Origin of the sequence: Pseudomonas sp. MF6776 (assembly GCF_016613125.1) — a bacterium.
Classification (GTDB): domain Bacteria; phylum Pseudomonadota; class Gammaproteobacteria; order Pseudomonadales; family Pseudomonadaceae; genus Aquipseudomonas; species Aquipseudomonas iridis.
Map to the genome: position 1 here is coordinate 106449 of NZ_JAENSQ010000014.1, position 17549 is coordinate 123997.

The following is a 17549-nucleotide window of genomic DNA, read 5'->3' on the forward strand; positions in this document are numbered from 1 at the left end:
ATGCAACAAGAGTTCAACGATCCGCTCTGGCGCACGGTGCTGTCCGGCGCCCAGATGCTGTTCGTGGCTTTCGGCGCTTTGGTGCTGATGCCGCTGATCACGGGCCTTGACCCGAACGTGGCACTGTTTACCGCAGGTCTTGGGACGATTCTGTTCCAGATCGTCACTGGCCGTCAGGTGCCGGTGTTCCTGGCGTCCAGCTTCGCTTTCATCACCCCGATCATTCTCGCCAAGGGCCAGTTCGGCCTGGCCGCGACCATGGGCGGCGTGATGGCGGCCGGTTTCGTCTACACCTTTCTTGGCCTGGCCGTGAAGATCAAAGGCACCGGTTTCATCGACCGTCTGCTGCCGCCAGTGGTCATCGGCCCGGTGATCATCTCCATCGGCCTGGCCATGGCGCCGATTGCCGCGAACATGGCGATGGGCAAGGCTGGCGACGGTTCCGAACTGATCCATTACCAGACTGCAATGATGATCTCGATGCCAGCGCTGCTGACCACGTTGATCGTGGCAGTGTTCGGCAAAGGCATTTTCCGTCTGGTGCCGATCATTTCCGGCGTGCTGGTCGGATTCGCCATGGCGTTCTATTTCGGTGTGGTCGATACCGCGAAAATTGCCGCAGCACCGTGGTTCGCGATCCCGCACTTCACCGCGCCGGAGTTCAACTGGCAGGCGATTCTGTTCATCGTTCCAGTGGCATTGGCCCCGGCGATTGAACACATCGGCGGCGTGATTGCAGTCGGTAGCGTGACCGGTCGTGACTATCTGAAGAAGCCGGGCCTGCATCGCACTCTGCTCGGTGACGGCATCGCCACCACCGCAGCCGGGATGTTCGGCGGCCCGCCTAACACCACCTACGCCGAAGTGACTGGCGCAGTGATGCTGACCAAGAACTACAACCCGAAAATCATGACCTGGGCGGCGATCTTCGCCATCAGCCTGGCGTTTGTCGGCAAGTTCGGCGCGCTGCTGCAAAGCATCCCGGTACCGGTGATGGGCGGGATTCTGTGCCTGTTGTTTGGTTCGATCGCGGCAGTGGGCATGAACACCCTGATCCGCCACAAGATCGATCTGGGCGAAGCACGCAATCTGGTGATTGTTTCGGTCACGTTGGTGTTCGGGATTGGCGGTGTGCTGGTTGGCACTGGCACCGGTCCGGACGACTTCGGCCTCAAAGGCATCGCGCTGTGCGCGGTGGTGGCGATTGCGCTGAACCTGCTGCTGCCGGGCAATGATGGCTGGAAGAACAAGAAGCCGGATGAGCCGCTGATCTAAGGCTTCAAGATGTTTATTGCCTGACAGATAGCTTTCGCGAGCAGGCTCTCTCCCACAGGGGTTCTTCAGCGCACTGAAGATCAAATGTGGGAGCGAGCCTGCTCGCGAAGCTTTTGGCTTTAAAGGGCCAACGGCGCTCTTTCGCAAAGAGTGGCCAACGCCTTCGCCCATTGCGGGTCGTCATTCAGGCACGGCACCAGCACCAACTCCTCGCCCCCCGCTTCGCGGAACTGCTCCTTGCCGCGATCACCGATCTCTTCCAGCGTCTCGATGCAATCGGCCACAAACGCCGGGCACATCACCAGAAGCTTCTTCACACCGCTTTTCGCCAACTCATCCAGCCGCGCTTCGGTGTACGGCTCGATCCATTTGGCACGACCCAATCGCGACTGAAACGACACCGACCATTTGCCGTCCGCCAGCCCCATGCGCTCGGCGAACAGTGCCGCCGTGCGCAGGCATTGCGCGCGATAGCAGGTAGCCAAAACCGCTGGGGATGCGTTCTTGCAGCAGTCTTCGTTCTTGAAACAATGCTGCCCGGTCGGATCAAGCTTGGTCAGATGCCGCTCCGGCAAACCATGGAAGCTCAGCAGCAGGTGGTCATAGTCCTGCTGCAAATGCGGCCTGGCGCTGGCGACCAGCGCGTCGAGGTATTCCGGCTGATCGTAAAACGGTTGCAGGATCGACAACTGCACATCGAGGTTCTTGGCACGGATTACACGCCGGGCCTCTTCGATCACCGTGGTCGTCGTACTGTCGGCGAACTGTGGATAAAGCGGCGCCAGCGTGATGCGCTTGTGCCCTGCCGCGACCAGCCTTGTCAGGCACGTTTCAACTGAAGGCTCGCCGTAACGCATCGCCAGGTCGACCGGGCCATGCTTCCACTGCGCCTTCATCTGCTCTTGCAAGCGACGGCTGAGCACCACCAGCGGCGAACCCTCCTCCCACCAGATCGAGGCGTAGGCGTGCGCGGATTGCTCGGGGCGCTTGATCAGGATCAGCGACACCAGCAAACGCCGCACCGGCCACGGCAGGTCGATCACGTACGGATCCATCAGAAATTGATTGAGGTAGCGGCGTACATCGGCCACCGAGGTGGAGGCCGGGGAACCCAGGTTGACCAGAAGCAAGGCGTGATCGGTCATGCAACGTCCTATTTCAGAGGCGGCTGGAGAGATCATCCAGAGCCGCGCGTAAATCCGTGAACTGGAAACTGAATCCCGCTTCCAGCAAGCGTGCCGGCGTGGCCCGTTGGCCACCCAGCAACAGCAATGACAACTCGCCAAGACCGACCTTCAGTGCCAGGGCCGGCATTGGCATGAACGCCGGACGATGTAAAACACTGCCCAGCGTCTTGGCAAATTCGCGATTGCGCACAGGTTTTGGCGCGCACGCATTATAAGGACCACTGGCCTCATCACGATGCAGAAGAAAATCAATCAGGGCGATTTGGTCGTCGATATGAATCCAAGGCATCCACTGCCGGCCATTGCCCAGAGGCCCGCCCAATCCAAGTTTGAACGGCAGCAACAGCCGCGACAAAAAGCCGCCCTCGGCCGACAGCACCAGACCGGTTCGCACCAGCACCACGCGAATGCCCAACGCCTCTGCGCGCTGGGCAGTCTCCTCCCAGGCAACGCACAACTGACTGGCGAAATCGTCGATTACTGGCGGTGAGTCTTCGGTCAACTCGCGCTCACCACCGTCGCCGTACCAGCCGATGGCCGAACCCGAAATCAGCAGCGCCGGTTTCTGCGCGCGTTTTTCCAGCCACGCCAACAAGGTTTCCGTGAGCGTGATGCGGCTGCTCCACAGCAACGCTTTACGTCGATGGGTCCACAGTCGGTCGGCAATCGGCGCGCCAGCAAGATTGATGATTGCGTCGAGGGGTTCTTCGCCAAGCTCTTCCAGCCTTGCAATGCCGCGCACCTGCGCCCCGCAGATTTTCGCGACCTCTTCCGGGCGTCGACTCCAAACCGTCAGGTGATGCCCCTGCCCCGACCAGTGTCGACAGAGTTGACGCCCGATCAAACCAGTACCGCCGGTCAGCAATATGTGCATGACATCTTCCTCGCGTGGCGTTTTACCCGGATCACTAGTCTATTTTTAAAAGCAGGGATCTTTTCTATCGGGCAGGTTCTATTGTTTAACCATAGGCCAAGCTGCCAGAACGAGAACGCTAGAAGTTATACCAAAAAACAAAATTGTACAGGTTTCAACGACGGCGTAGTCTGTACAGAAAGGTAAACGAGGCCCCTATGACTGTACCTATCGCAATCATCGGCACCGGCATCGCCGGACTCTCGGCGGCTCAGGCTCTTACGGAGACTGGGCACACCGTCCAATTGTTCGATAAAAGTCGCGGCAGCGGCGGACGTATGTCGAGCAAACGCAGCGACGCCGGTTCGCTGGATCTGGGCGCGCAATATTTCACCGCCCGCGATCGGCGTTTTGTCACCGAGGTACAGCGCTGGCAAAGTCAGGGCTGGGTCGCCGAGTGGACACCGCAGCTCTACACCTTCCAGGGCGGGCAACTGAATCTGTCGCCGGACGAGCAGACCCGCTGGGTCGGTGCGCCGCGGATGAGCGCCATCACCCGCGGCTTGCTCGAGGGGCTGGAGGTGCAATTTGCCTGTCGGATTACCGAGGTCTATCGCGGCGAAGAACATTGGCATCTGCAAGACGCCGAAGGCTTCACCCACGGCCCATTCAGTCATGTCGTGATCGCCACGCCGGCACCGCAAGCTACCGCGCTGCTGGCCGCCGCGCCGAAACTCGCCGGTGCCGCCGCCGGGGTAAAAATGGACCCGACCTGGGCCGTCGCCCTCGCCTTCGATACGCCGCTGGATACTCCGATCGAGGGTTGCTTCGTGCAGGACAGCCCCCTCGACTGGCTGGCGCGCAATCGCAGTAAACCGGGGCGCGACAACACCCTCGACACTTGGGTACTGCACGCCACCAGCGCCTGGAGTCGACAGCACATCGACCTGCCCAAGGAAGCGGTGATCGAGCAACTACACGGCGCGTTCGCCGAATTGCTGCACAGCGCGATGCCCGCACCGACCTTCAGTCTTGCCCATCGCTGGCTCTATGCACGCCCGGCGACGGGCCACGAATGGGGCACGCTGGCGGATGCTGATCTGGGCCTGTATGCCTGCGGCGACTGGTGTCTGTCCGGACGCGTCGAAGGTGCCTGGCTCAGCGGCCAGGAAGCTGCCCGCCGCTTGCATGAGCACTTGCAATGAATCGCATCAACCCACGCAAATTGCTGCTGTCGAAATGGACAGCAGCCCACCCGCAAAACCGTGAAAAACATTTCCTGGTGACTGAGCTGATTTGCGATGAAGAGGGCACGGTGCTCGAAGTCGAGTTCCAGGCGGTGCTGACCAAGCGCGTCGAACGATTCGATTGGCATGCTTTACAAAACAACGCCCAATGGAAAATCGGCTGGCTCATGTAGGAGCTGCCGAAGGCTGCGATCTTTTGATCTTTGCTTCTCAAAACTCCCAAATCAAAGACAGGATCAAGAGATCGCAGCCTTCGGCAGCGCCTACAGAAAAACTTATACAAATGATTTGACTTGTACAGCTATGAATCTATGCTTAGGAAATGTTGTACAGAGATCAATCTCTGTACAGGTATAGATTCGAGAGGTATCCATGTCAGACCTTTCCATGTCCCGGCCGAAGATCGCCATCAGTGCCTGCCTGATGGGCGCCGAGGTTCGCTTTAACGGCGGTCACAAGGAATCACGCCTGTGCAGCCGCACCCTCGCTGAACATTTCGAATTCGTGCCGCTGTGCCCGGAAGTCGCCATCGGCATGGGCATCCCCCGCGAACCGATCCGTCTGGTTGGCGATCCGCAAAGCCCGCAAGCCGTCGGCACTGTCAATCCCTCGATCAACGTTACCGCGCCTCTGGCCGAGTACGGCGAGAAAATGGCCGGCGAGCTCAATGACATCTGCGGCTACATCTTCATGCAGCAATCACCTTCCTGCGGTCTGGAACGGGTCAAGGTCTATCACGATAACGGCGCGCCGGTGAATGGCGGTGGCCGGGGCATCTACGCACAGGCCTTCTGTGCACGGCACCCGGACTTGCCGGTGGAAGAAGCCGGACGCCTGAATGATCCGGTGCTGCGTGAAAACTTCATCACCCGGGTTCTCGCCTACAGCGCCTGGCAGCAAGTGCTTGCCCAAGGCCTGAGCCGCCGTGTGCTCACCGAATTCCACTCACGCTACAAATACCAGCTGATGGCGCACAACCCGCTCCAATACAAGGCGCTAGGCAAGTTGCTGGGCAACATGGCGCAGAGCGACCCTGCCGAACTTGGCCCGCGTTACTTCAGCGAATTGATGGCAGCGCTAAAAAAATGTGCGACCCGCGGCACCCATAGCAATGTTCTGCAGCACATCACCGGCTACTTGAAACAGGCAATCAGCGCCGAAGACAAGCAGGAGATGGTGCATGTGATCGGCCAATATCGGTTGGGCATCGTCCCGCTCGTGGTGCCGCTGACCCTGCTCAAGCATCACTTTCGCCAACATCCCGATCCGTACATTGCGCAACAGGTTTACTTGCAACCGCACCCGGAAAATCTCAGCCTGCGAAACTTGATTTGATGAACGTGAGCCCCGACACCAGCGCCCAGGAAGACCTCGGCGCCGATTTCAAGAAAGCCCTCGACGATGGCTGGTTGCCGATCCGCGAAGTGGCGCGGCAAACCGGCGTCAATGCGATCACGCTGCGGGCGTGGGAACGGCGCTATGGTCTGATCGTCCCGCAACGCACGCCCAAGGGGCATCGGCTGTATTCGGCCGAGCACGTGCAACGCATCCTGACGATCCTCACCTGGCTCAACCGTGGCGTCGCGGTCAGCCAGGTCAAGCCGCTTCTCGACACTGCGCAAGACCTCGGCGAGTCGGTGGAAAACGATTGGCAACGCTTGCGCCAGACCCTGCTCATGGCCGTTACGCAACTCAATGAACGGACCATCGACGACAGCATCAATCAAGTCATGGCGCTGTATCCCCCGCGCACGCTGTGTGAGCAGTTGCTGGTGCCGCTGCTGGCTGAACTTGAACAGCGCTGGCAGGGCCAGTTCGGCGCGCAGATGGAACGGGTATTTTTTTATTCGTGGTTACGCAGCAAATTTGGCGCGCGCATCTACCATAACAATCGTCAATTGCACACCGCGCCACTGTTGCTGATCAATCATTCCGACCTGTCACTGGAACCTCATCTGTGGCTGTGCGCGTGGCTGGTCAGCAGCGCTGATTGCCCGGTGCAGGTGTTTGACTGGCCACTGCCGTCCGGAGAGCTGGCACTGGCGGTCGAACACCTGCAAGCCCGCGGCGTACTGCTGTATTCCAGCAAAGCCATGCAGCTTGCGCAGTTGCCAAAACTTTTGGCTGGCGTCACTTGCCCGAAAATAATCGTCGGACCAACGGTTTGCATCCACCAGGCCGAGTTGTCCGCAAAAACCTTGGAAACTGCTGATTTGTACCTGGCTGAAGATCCACTTTCAGCACATCAGGCTCTCGTTCAGCGTGGGCTGATTTAATGGACGCGACGACGACCGATATGCAATTGATCTGGCTGCGCAGCGACTTGCGCCAACATGACAACACCGCACTCGCGGCTGCCGCAGCGCGCGGTCCGACTGTTGCCGTGTATCTGCTGAGCCCACAGCAATGGCAAGAACATGACGACGCGCCCTGCAAGGTCGACTTCTGGCTGCGCAATCTGCACGAACTGAGCAAAAGCCTCGGCCAACTGAATATTCCTCTGTTGATCCGTACGGCGGCGCATTGGGACCAGGCGCCGGCAGAACTGTGCAAGCTCTGTCACCAACTGAATATCAAGGTCGTGCACGTCAACGAAGAATATGGCTTGAACGAGAGCCGGCGCGATGCGGCCGTGGCCGAGGCATTGCAGGCCGAGGGCATCGAATTTCACAGTTATCTCGATCAATTGCTGTTCAAGCCTGGCACCGTACTGACCAAGACCGGGACTTACTTCCAGGTGTTCAGCCAGTTTCGCAAGGTCTGCTACGAACGCCTGCATCGCTCGATTCCGGCGTTGGTGGCCGCCCCCGGCAAACAGTCGCCACTGGGCATCGACAGCGATCCGATTCCTGCATCCGTCACCGGTTTCGCCACGCCAAACGAAACCCTGCGCGATCTGTGGCCTGCCGGTGAGAAAGAAGCCCGGCGCCGCCTCGATACCTTCGCCGACGCCCAAATCGATTACTACAAAAGCGAACGCGACTTCCCGGCCAAGCCTGGCACCAGTCAGCTGTCAGCGTACCTGGCCGCTGGCGTGGTTTCGCCACGCCAATGCCTTCACGCCGCCCTGCAAAGCAATCAGGGTGAATTCGAAAGCGGCAAAGTCGGCGCTATTACCTGGATCAATGAGCTGTTGTGGCGCGAGTTCTATAAACACATTCTGGTCGGCTATCCACGGGTTTCGCGCCATCGCGCCTTCCGTCCGGAAACCGAAGCGCTGGCCTGGCGCGACGCCCCGGAAGAACTCGCGGCGTGGCAAGAGGCGCGTACCGGACTGCCGATCATCGATGCGGCGATGCGCCAATTGCTCGAAACCGGCTGGATGCACAATCGCCTGCGCATGGTCGTGGCGATGTTCCTGACCAAAAACCTGCTGATCGACTGGCGCGAAGGCGAGCGGTTTTTCATGCGTCATTTGATCGATGGTGATCTGGCGGCGAACAACGGCGGCTGGCAATGGAGCTCGTCGACCGGCACCGATTCGGCCCCGTACTTCCGCATTTTCAACCCGTTGAGCCAATCGGAAAAATTCGACAGCGAGGGCCTGTTCATCAAGCACTGGCTGCCAGAACTCGCCGACCTCGACAAAAAACAGGTGCATGACCCGGCCAGTGCCGGTGGCTTGTTCGGCGTGGCGGATTATCCGAAGCCGATCGTCAACCTCAGTGCATCGCGGGAGCGGGCGCTGACTGCGTTCAAGAACCTGCCCTCCCGCCAACCAGCCGGGGTCGATCATGAGTGAATTCCTGCGCAGCTTCGCCCGGCAATTTTCAGCGCTGAACAAAGACAACCTGCAACGTCTGGGCGAGTTGTACAGCGATGACATTCACTTCACCGACCCGTTGCATGAAGTTCAGGGGCTGGCGCAGCTACGCGATTACTTCGGTGAGCTGTACGCCAACGTCAGCGAGCTGCGTTTCGATTTTCACGGCTACGACCAGATTGGCGAGGGTGAAGGCTACCTGCGCTGGGTCATGAGTTATCGCCACCCGCGTCTGGCCAGTGGTCGGGAGATCCGCGTCGGCGGCTGCTCGCACTTGCTGTGGCGCGACAAGGTTTATCGTCACCGGGATTATTTCGATGCCGGGGCGTTGCTGTATGAGCACTTGCCAATATTGGGCCGGGTGATCGCCTGGCTGAAAAGGAGAATGGGATGAGTCGTACACCTCCACGGCGTTATTGGTTGACGGGTGCCAGCAGTGGCATTGGCGCAGCATTGGCAGAGAGCATCCTCGCCACCGGCGCGCACCTGGCCGTCAGTTCGCGCCAGGTCGCCGCGCTCAAAGTGTTGTCGCAACGCTATCCGGGACAAGTTCTGGTGGTGCCGGGTGACCTGACCAATAGCCAGACCGTGCGTGAAATCGGTGAGCAGATCGCTGAGGACTGGGGGTCGCTGGACACAGTGATCCTCAATGCCGGCACCTGTGAATATGTCGATGCCCGGCAATTCGATTCTTCCATCGTCGAGCACGTGGTACGCACCAATCTGCTCGCCAGCGCCTACTGCATCGAAGCCGCCCTGCCGCTACTGCGCAAAGGCACCGCGCCGCATCTGGTGGGGATGGCGAGTTCGGTCACTTACCTGCCGTTGCCACGGGCAGAAGCGTACGGCGCGTCAAAGGCCGGGCTGCGCTATCTGTTCGAATCGTTGCGCATCGACCTGGCGGATGAGGGCATCGAAGTCACGGTCATCAGCCCCGGTTTTGTCGAAACACCGCTGACCGCCAGGAACGATTTCCCGATGCCGCTCAGTTGGCCTGTGGATAAAGCTGCGCGGCATATCTTCGCCAAGCTCAAGGATCGACCATTGGAGATTGCTTTCCCGGCGCTGTTCATGGCCGCGCTGTGGCCCTTGTCGAAACTGCCAACGGGTCTGCAACTGGCAATCGGTAAACGCATGGTGCGCAAACCGCCACCGCAGCGAGATCCAGTATGAAAATTGCCATTATCGGCAGCGGTATCGCAGGACTCACCTGCGCCCACCTGCTCAATCGCCGACATGACGTCACGGTGTTCGAGGCCGGCGACTGGGTCGGTGGCCACACGCACACGGTGCAGGTCAGCGTCGAAGGTCGCCAATATGACGTGGACACTGGTTTCATTGTGTTCAATGACTGGACCTACCCGAATTTCATCCGCCTGCTCGGCCAGCTCGGCGTGAGCTTCAAACCGACCGAAATGAGCTTCTCGGTCAACGATCCGGACAGCGGCCTGGAATACAACGGCAACAACCTCAACAGCCTGTTTGCCCAGCGGCGCAATCTGCTGTCGCCGGGATTCTGGGGCATGCTACGCGACATTCTGCGATTCAATAAAGAAGCCCAGCGCGACCTCAACGAGCTGCGCATCGACGCCGACATGACCCTGGATGATTACCTCAAGGCCGGCGGCTACGGCGAGCGTTTCATCCTGCATTACATCGTGCCGATGGGTGCCGCGATCTGGTCGATGCCGATGGCCGAGATGCTCAATTTTCCGCTGCAATTCTTTGTGCGCTTCTTCAAGAATCATGGCTTGTTGTCAGTCAGTGACCGGCCGCAATGGCAAGTGATCGAGGGCGGTTCCAGCGCTTACATCGCGCCACTGACCGCCGCGTTCAAGGACAGGATTCGCCTCAATTGTCCGGTGAAGCGAGTGGACCGCGACGAACACGGCGTGGTTATCCACAGCCCGGCGGGGATCGAACACTTCGACAAAGTGGTGTTCGCCTGTCACAGCGATCAGGCCCTGCAAATACTGGCCAGCCCGAGCGAGGCCGAACGCGCGATCCTCGGTGCCCTGCCCTACGCCGACAACGAAGTGGTGTTGCACACCGACACGCAACTGTTGCCCACGCGCAAACTGGCATGGGCCAGCTGGAACTATCGCCTGAGCGGTGCTGGCCATACTCACGCGGCCGTCACTTACGACATGAACATTCTCCAGGGCATCGAAAGCGATACCACGTTCTGTGTCAGCCTCAACCAGAGCGCCGGCATCAACCCAAACAAAGTGCTGGCCCGCTTCACTTATGCCCATCCGCAGTTCAGCCTCGCGGCGGTGGCGGCGCAGAACCGCTGGGCCGAACTGGATGGCGTCCAGCACACGCACTACTGCGGTGCTTATTGGGCCAACGGTTTTCATGAGGACGGTGTGGTCAGCGCACTGCGCGTGGCGGCCGCGTTCGGGGAAACCCTATGAACAGCGCCCTCTACAGCGGCTGGATCGGCCATCGGCGCTTCTCCCCGCGCCGACACGAATTTCGTTACCGGATTGGTTTGCTGTACCTCGATCTGACAGAACAGGACGCGTTGTTCGGCCTGTCGGCGCTGGCCAGCCGTAGTCGCTTTGCGCCGTTTTCCTTTCGCGAGACCGACTACCTAAAGGCCTTCACCGGCACCGGCATGCGCTTGATCGACGCCGTGCGCCAGCAGGTCGGCATCGCCATCGGCCATGAACCGCAAGGGTCGGTGTGCCTGCTCACGCAACCGCGCAGCTGGGGGCTGGCGTTCAATCCGGTGAGTTTCTTTTATTGCCATGAGACCGACGGGCAACTGGCGGCGATTGTCTGCGAAGTCACCAACACACCGTGGCGCGAGCGCTATCACTATGTGTTGCCTGCGCGCGCGCCAATCGATCCGCAGAGCGCTCATCAGCATTTTGCGGTAGCCAAGGCCTTTCATGTCTCGCCGTTTCTGCCGCGCGATCTCGAATACCGCATGAGCTTCAGCCCCGCCGCACAAACCCTCGGCGTACACATGGCCGACTGGCAGGGCGAGCACAAACTGTTCGACGCCACGCTCAACCTGCAACGCGAAACGCTCGACCGTCAGAGCCTGCACCGCTACTTGCGACGCTTCCCGTGGATGACCGCGAAAACCGCTCTGGCGATTTATTGGCAAGCCGTACGTCTGCTGTTCAAACGCGCTCCGATCTTTTCTCATCAGGCTGCTGACGGCAGCTTTCAAACCGCCACCGTGCCTACCAAGGAACACCGCCATGAAATCCTCTAGTCTGTCGGTCAGTCGGCTCAGTGCCAACGGCTTGACCGGTTCGCTGCTGCGTCGTGGCGTGCTACGGCAAATGGCCCGGCTCAAACATGGTCAGCTTGTGGTGGTCGAGGATGGCGAACGGATGCTGTTCGGCGCACCCGGCAGTGCCTTGGTGGGCGAGATCCACATACTCGACGCCGCCGCCTGGGGCATGGTCGCCAGCAACGGCTCGATCGGTGCAGGCGAGGCGTTTATCCACGGCTATTGGAGCTCGCCGGACTTGACCGCCGTGGTGCGAGTGTTCGTCAGCAACCTTGAAGTTCTCGATGCGATGGAAGGGGGGCTGGCTCGTGTCGGCCGACCACTGGTGCAAGGCTTGCACTGGCTCAATCGCAACACGCGCAAAGGCTCCCAGAAAAACATTGCCGCGCACTACGACCTCGGCAACGAGCTGTTCGAACAGTTTCTCGACCCGACCATGATGTATTCGGCGGCGCAGTTCCTGACCCCCGAAGACAACCTGGAACAGGCGCAACTGAACAAACTGGAGCGCATCTGCCAGAAACTCGCGCTCAAACCCAGCGATCACCTGCTGGAAATCGGCACCGGCTGGGGCAGCATGGCGCTTTACGCGGCGCAAAATTACGGCTGTCGCGTGACCACCACCACGTTGTCGAAAGAGCAGTACGCGTTTACCGCAAAACGCATCGAACAACTGGGCCTGCAGGATCAAGTGACGTTGTTGCTCAAGGATTACCGTGACCTCACCGGCGAGTACGACAAACTGGTGTCGATCGAGATGATCGAAGCGGTCGGCCACCGCTTCCTGCCGACCTACTTCAAGCAATGCGCGCAGTTGCTCAAGAGCAACGGCCTGATGCTGCTACAGGCGATCACTATCCGCGAGCAGCGTTATGAGCAAGCCAAGCGCGGCGTGGACTTCATCCAGCGCTACATCTTCCCCGGCGGCGCCCTGCCCTGCGTGCAGAAGATGCTCGAAATCGTTGGCCGCGACACCGACATGAACCTGCTGCACATGGAAGATTTCGGCTTGCACTACGCCAAAACCCTGCGCCTGTGGCACGAGAATTTTCGCCGCGCCCATGGCCGCTTGAGCGAACTGGGCTACGACGATTACTTCCTCAGGTTGTGGGAGTTTTACCTGTGCTACTGCGAGGGTGGCTTCCTGGAGCGCACCATCGGCACCGCGCAATTGTTGCTGGCCAAACCGGCCGCCATGCCCGCGCCGCTGCTCGGACGCTTCGATGCTTAAGCGGATCGCCAATGCCGTGCTGTTCCAGATCGGCTGGCTGGCCTGCGTGCTCGGCGGCAACAGTTTGTGGCTGTTGCTGGCGCTGGCGGTGCTGGTGATTCATCTGCTCTGGATCAGCAGTTGGGCGGCGGAGGGACGTTTGATTCTCAGCGTGGTGATTGTCGGTACGGCGGTGGACAGCGTTTTGCGCAGCCTCGGTGTGTTCGCGTTCGAGGATTCGTCACCGCTGATTCCGTTGTGGCTGATGCTGCTATGGGCGTTGCTGGCGACCACGCTGCGCCACTGTCTGCAATGGACCGCCCGGCCATGGTGGCTGGCCAGCGTGCTGGGGGCCGTCGGTGGTGCGCTGTCGTATTACGGCGGTGGGCGCCTGGCCGGCGTGCAATTTCCCTACGGCGAGCTCCCCAGTCTGATCGGCATCGGCCTGCTCTGGGCGTTGCTGTTCCCGCTGCTGCACCTGATGGCTCGACGCTTGGCTCATTGAGCGTCTGTCAGAGCGTTCACACACGCAGCATCCACTGCCTTACACTGCCGCCCATGAAGACCATTCCCCACCAACAAATCGCCGAACCGGCGGCCACCTGTTCGACCTGCGCAGCCTGCTGCTGCCAGCTCGAAGTGATGCTGATCACCGACACCGGCGTGCCTGATCGTTTTATCGATACCGATGAATGGGGCGGCGAAGTGATGCTGCGTCTGGACGACGGCTGGTGTGCGGCGCTGGATCGCGACACGATGATGTGCACGATCTATGAGAAGCGTCCGCTGATCTGTCGCGAGTTCGAAATGGGCGCACCGGAGTGCATCGAAGAACGCCGGGGCATTGCCACGGTATATCGCTGATCTTTCAACGAGCCTGTGCGATGAACCGCCATCGCTCAGCCACCTGTTTCAGGTCGATGACCGCTGGTGGCAAATGAACCAGGCAAAAACCTGCTGCCCTGCAGGTCAATCAGTTCCTACGCGTGTTGCCGTCATTTCCTGCCGCCCCTGTCTGCGTTTCTGATCTCATTCAGTATCTCCAGTCGATATCGTTCACGTCCTCGTTCGAGGGTGCTGATTGCGTCAAGACCCACCGCAAAATAACGCCGATATTCGACGGCTTTATCTCGGTATCAGTTTGAGCAGGCTGGTCGATTGCTTGCCCGTCTGGTGCGAAACGATCGACAGCAGAATCGCTCCCAACACGTCAATCGGCAGGATGCCGAAACACCGAGCCTCGCAAGCGCCGAGGGCAATTTTTCAAGGATGAAGAAATATGGCAGCAAAACCACCTCGCGGTGGCAAAACCCACGTAGAGGCCGATGTCCACGTCAGCCCCAACCGGAAATCACAAGGGGACTCAGCCGATCCTGACGGGCTGAATCAAAACGGCTTCGATCCCTTGACGTTCAAAGTGGACTCGGCAACGCGGCCCAGCTCCGTGAATGAGATCGACCTTGATGCAATTCTGCCGGCTGCGGTTGTCACGGTGCAGCAGACTTCAATGGCAACTCAAACCCGTCCCTCCACGCAGCCGCTGTTGGAGCACTACCTGATCGATGCGCAGATAAAACTGCCGCATGCCGACAGTGATGGCTTCAGGGTGTACAACAAACGCCAGTATGTGGATTTGGCCGACGGCGGCATCGTTCTTGTCGCACTCGACGCCAAAACTGGCCTGTACCGAGCCCGACGCGCAAACGAATTGCAGCCGTCCGGCCCTGAGCTGCAGCGTAATCCCGATACCGGCCGCTGGCATGTGCGCAATGACGCTGCGCAAGACACCGCACCACTGACTGAAACCCGTCTGCAGGCGTTTCGCACCGAGCTGGATTTCAGCTCGGCCGAAGCCGATAGCGACGGTCTGTATCGCCACGACGGCAAGCGCTACGCAGTAATCTTCAATCACGCGTATCGGGCGCTGCATGATCTTGATGCGTCCACACCCTCGAATAAGGTGTGGCGCATTGTTAAACCCACTGATCCCGTTGCCAGCGATAGTGCCAACATCTACCGCGCCAGCCGAAGCGGCGAGAGCCTGGCCATTACTCGCAACGAGGACAACGCCTGGATTTCTATCTTCGTGGGGTTGAGGGGAGGCATGCGGCGCAATGAGCCCGGGCCGGCCAACCCGGGCAATTTGCACCGCCCCTGGCTCGACACCACGCCAGGCCCCTCAGGCAGGCAACCCCCGGCCGTTATTGGCACCACGCGAGCGCAGGTCAAACGCTATTTTCCCGAAGCGACTGATCAACACGCCGATGACTTCATCGCGCGATTTGGTGATTCGGTGCAGGCAGAAGCAGAGCTGGAGCGGCTTCGACTTGGGCTGCCTGGACTGGTTCGCGAACTCAGCGCCTGGGTAGCGGCTTATAGAGGGGCCGATAACGACGAGCTCATCAGACGCTTTGCAATCAGTGAGACGTTGCATCGACTGTACAAATGGCAAGGCGACGCTTCGGAAAAAGTCTATCGCGATGGGCAACTGATTGGCTTCAAGCTTGAATTGGACCTGGGCAGTCGCGCCAATCTGCAGCCGCCGATTCTTTCCACTCGAGTCGACTCAATTGTGTCTCTGGGTTTGAAGGGAACTGCCGTGCAGAAACTGGATGCACTGTTTTCGGCGTTTTCTCATGTTGAAGCACTCGAAGTCCGGAACCTGGCGGGCGAAGGCAAAGAACTGTTTGGCGCAATGAACCGGCTCACCGAGCTGAAAGTACTGGAGCTTCATCAATGCACGCTCCCGTGGACACATGAATTTACGAGCTTCTCTGGATTGCCCCGCCTGCGCGAGCTGACCCTGATGGAATGCAGTGTCCACCATACTATTTCGGTGCGCGGCCTGACCGAGTTGCAGGTATTGAGAATCCGCCACAGCAACATGCAGTTTTCACCGAGGGGACTCACCGAGAGCCCCGGTCCGTCACGCCTGCAAGTGCTTGATCTGAGCAATAACGTGTATTTGGAAGAGCTGCCTGACTTTACCAATATGTCCTATTTGCGCGAGCTGGATCTGTCATTCAACACACTGAGCGGACGCCTTGCTGGATTAAACGCGAATGTCTGGCGGGCGCGGCTTGAGGTATTGAGATGCGAAAATACTCAACTGACGGGCGGCGTTTCGCTCAATGGCATGACAGGCTTGCGGGAGTTGAATCTGACAGGCACTGGAATCACTCAACTACCGACCGAACTGGGTACGCCGGACGGTCCGATGCGCCTCGAAATATTGAAGCTCGCCAGAAACAACCTCGATGATGCCCCTTCGCTAAGAGGCATGAGAGCCTTGCGAGAATTGGATCTGGCACATACCGGCATCACCCGGTTGCCTGCCGAGATTGGCCCGCAGAACGGTCCACTGCATTTGGAGATATTGAATCTGAGTGCCAATCCGCTATTTGTTGCGCCGTCGTTCAGAGGAATGACCGCGTTACGGGAAGTGGATCTTCACTCTACGCATATCGACAGTATTCCGGATGGAGTCACGTCCGAGATTCCAAAAACAGCGTTGAATCTTGCCGACAACTTCATCTCATCGATTCCCGAATCCCTGGAGCTCAGGAAGGGCATCAATCTGGCGGGAAATCCGCTTTTCGATGCAGCTTTCCAACGGCGTTTTATTGCAGCGCGCCGCCAGACAGGCACCGATATCTGGCTCGGAAATATAGATCCCGACAAAACGGCGAACCTTTGGTTACAGAGCGTGCCGCCAGCACTCACACGCGAAAGACTAGATCTTTGGGCCACCTTGCCGGCAGACACCATCGCGGACATTCGTCGACTGAGTATGACGCCGGAGTTCAGGATCGAACGTGCACTGTTGCAGCGCCGCGTCTGGGCGTTTCTTGAGAGATTCAGGAGGGGGCAGCCGGATGAACGGATTCAGTTGAGCACGATTATGAGGACTGAACCCAGTCCAGGAAAAATGCTGGACAGGCTGGAAGACGCTTTAAAGAAATTTGACCCGACGTGGCAAAACCAGCCTGCGCATCACTTGCCCAAACGGCCGGGGTTTGACTGAACGGTGTGTTGAGGTAAAAAAACTAACGGTGTCCGGGCTTGTTCGCAGAAGCGCTGTGTCAATCAACATTGATGCCAACTGACACAGCGCAAACTCGGGCAAGCCCGGCGCACGGTGCGCTTACAGCGGCATCGTGTAATGCAGCGCGTAGCTTTCTACACCATCGTTGTCGCTGGACAGGCCGGCGTTGGAATAGTGCGTGGCACGAATCCCGATCTCATGCCCGCCATTGAAGCGCACGCCAGCACCGATACGGTCTTCGAACTGGAACGAACCGCCGATATTGTTCGACTCATATTTGGTGTTGGAAAACGCTGCAACACCAATCCCCGCCTCGATGTACGGCTTCACCGACTCACCGGCAAATTCGTAAACAAACACTGGCGAGAACGACAGGCTGTTGTTGCTGGAGGTCTTGTCACCCTCCCAATAGGTGTAAGCACCGCTCCAGTAACCGGTCAGGCGACCGACGTCGCTCTGCAGCCAGCTCTTGTCCCAGTCGAAATTCATGCCCAGGCGATACGTCATGGTCGAATCGCTGGTAGCGCCAACGGCGAATTCAACGCCGGCAGCCTGTGCGGTAATACTTTGCCCCATCAATGCGGCCGCAATCGCGGCCAAGCAGAATAGTCGCTTCACTTTGAAACTTCCCTTTACGGAACGATCGTTCGGTTTTCTGGATAACTCATCGCTATAGAAGCCAGCGCTTGATCAGAAGTTCAGCTGATTTTCAGTTATTT

General features: G+C 59.1%; 17 protein-coding genes. 14 read left to right on the forward strand and 3 right to left on the reverse strand.

All coding sequences use genetic code 11. The annotated features are described in order from the left end of the window. Positions 1–1275: a uracil-xanthine permease family protein gene (locus JJD74_RS17585; RefSeq protein ID WP_042561032.1), complete on the forward strand. Its 1275-nt coding sequence runs from the start codon at positions 1–3 to the stop codon at positions 1273–1275. A gap of 119 nt (positions 1276–1394) precedes the next feature. Here JJD74_RS17585 and hemH read toward each other — a convergent pair whose 3' ends face one another. Beyond that, a complete protein-coding gene (gene hemH, locus JJD74_RS17590; protein WP_200616202.1) occupies positions 1395–2420 on the reverse strand; it encodes a ferrochelatase in 1026 nt (341 codons plus the stop codon). Positions 2421–2433: 13 nt separating this feature from the next. Continuing rightward, positions 2434–3336 (reverse strand): TIGR01777 family oxidoreductase, encoded by a 903-nt coding sequence (locus JJD74_RS17595; protein ID WP_200616205.1) that lies wholly within the window; start codon positions 3334–3336, stop codon positions 2434–2436. A gap of 197 nt (positions 3337–3533) precedes the next feature. Between JJD74_RS17595 and JJD74_RS17600 the strand changes: the two genes are divergently transcribed. The 13 genes from JJD74_RS17600 (at position 3534) to JJD74_RS17660 (ending at position 16809) form a co-directional block, all read left to right on the forward strand. Beyond that, complete coding sequence (locus JJD74_RS17600; RefSeq protein ID WP_047303137.1) at positions 3534–4520, forward strand: NAD(P)/FAD-dependent oxidoreductase; 987 nt, start codon at positions 3534–3536, stop codon at positions 4518–4520. Continuing rightward, the gene (locus JJD74_RS17605; RefSeq protein WP_200616209.1) at positions 4517–4735 is read left to right on the forward strand and encodes a TIGR02450 family Trp-rich protein; all 219 of its coding nucleotides are present in this window, start codon (positions 4517–4519) and stop codon (positions 4733–4735) included. The genes JJD74_RS17600 and JJD74_RS17605 overlap by 4 nt, the downstream gene beginning before the upstream one ends. A gap of 199 nt (positions 4736–4934) precedes the next feature. Then, positions 4935–5897: a YbgA family protein gene (locus JJD74_RS17610; RefSeq protein ID WP_042561037.1), complete on the forward strand. Its 963-nt coding sequence runs from the start codon at positions 4935–4937 to the stop codon at positions 5895–5897. Then, complete coding sequence (locus JJD74_RS17615; protein WP_042561038.1) at positions 5897–6838, forward strand: MerR family transcriptional regulator; 942 nt, start codon at positions 5897–5899, stop codon at positions 6836–6838. The genes JJD74_RS17610 and JJD74_RS17615 overlap by 1 nt, the downstream gene beginning before the upstream one ends. 20 nt (positions 6839–6858) lie before the next feature. Further along, positions 6859–8304 carry a deoxyribodipyrimidine photo-lyase gene (gene phrB / locus JJD74_RS17620; RefSeq protein ID WP_200616212.1) on the forward strand — a complete coding sequence of 482 codons (1446 nt, stop codon included), beginning with the start codon at positions 6859–6861 and terminating at the stop codon, positions 8302–8304. Further along, complete coding sequence (locus JJD74_RS17625; protein WP_042561040.1) at positions 8297–8719, forward strand: nuclear transport factor 2 family protein; 423 nt, start codon at positions 8297–8299, stop codon at positions 8717–8719. Before phrB ends, JJD74_RS17625 begins: the two co-directional genes overlap by 8 nt. After that, positions 8716–9498 (forward strand): SDR family NAD(P)-dependent oxidoreductase, encoded by a 783-nt coding sequence (locus tag JJD74_RS17630; protein ID WP_042561041.1) that lies wholly within the window; start codon positions 8716–8718, stop codon positions 9496–9498. Before JJD74_RS17625 ends, JJD74_RS17630 begins: the two co-directional genes overlap by 4 nt. Continuing rightward, positions 9495–10742 (forward strand): NAD(P)/FAD-dependent oxidoreductase, encoded by a 1248-nt coding sequence (locus tag JJD74_RS17635; RefSeq protein ID WP_047303142.1) that lies wholly within the window; start codon positions 9495–9497, stop codon positions 10740–10742. The genes JJD74_RS17630 and JJD74_RS17635 overlap by 4 nt, the downstream gene beginning before the upstream one ends. Continuing rightward, positions 10739–11554: a DUF1365 domain-containing protein gene (locus JJD74_RS17640; protein ID WP_115148157.1), complete on the forward strand. Its 816-nt coding sequence runs from the start codon at positions 10739–10741 to the stop codon at positions 11552–11554. The genes JJD74_RS17635 and JJD74_RS17640 overlap by 4 nt, the downstream gene beginning before the upstream one ends. After that, entirely contained in the window at positions 11541–12806 is a 1266-nt protein-coding gene (locus tag JJD74_RS17645) for an SAM-dependent methyltransferase (RefSeq protein WP_115148156.1), read from the forward strand. The genes JJD74_RS17640 and JJD74_RS17645 overlap by 14 nt, the downstream gene beginning before the upstream one ends. Beyond that, positions 12799–13290: a DUF2878 domain-containing protein gene (locus JJD74_RS17650; RefSeq protein WP_200616217.1), complete on the forward strand. Its 492-nt coding sequence runs from the start codon at positions 12799–12801 to the stop codon at positions 13288–13290. Before JJD74_RS17645 ends, JJD74_RS17650 begins: the two co-directional genes overlap by 8 nt. 53 nt (positions 13291–13343) lie before the next feature. Beyond that, positions 13344–13649 (forward strand): YkgJ family cysteine cluster protein, encoded by a 306-nt coding sequence (locus JJD74_RS17655; protein ID WP_200616219.1) that lies wholly within the window; start codon positions 13344–13346, stop codon positions 13647–13649. Between the two features lie 415 nt (positions 13650–14064). Then, positions 14065–16809, forward strand: coding sequence for a leucine-rich repeat domain-containing protein (locus JJD74_RS17660; RefSeq protein ID WP_200616222.1), 2745 nt, complete (start codon positions 14065–14067; stop codon positions 16807–16809). A gap of 120 nt (positions 16810–16929) precedes the next feature. Here the strand turns inward: JJD74_RS17660 and JJD74_RS17665 are convergent, their stop codons facing one another. Further along, positions 16930–17448 carry an acyloxyacyl hydrolase gene (locus JJD74_RS17665; RefSeq protein ID WP_042561048.1) on the reverse strand — a complete coding sequence of 173 codons (519 nt, stop codon included), beginning with the start codon at positions 17446–17448 and terminating at the stop codon, positions 16930–16932. Positions 17449–17549 lie beyond the last annotated feature (101 nt).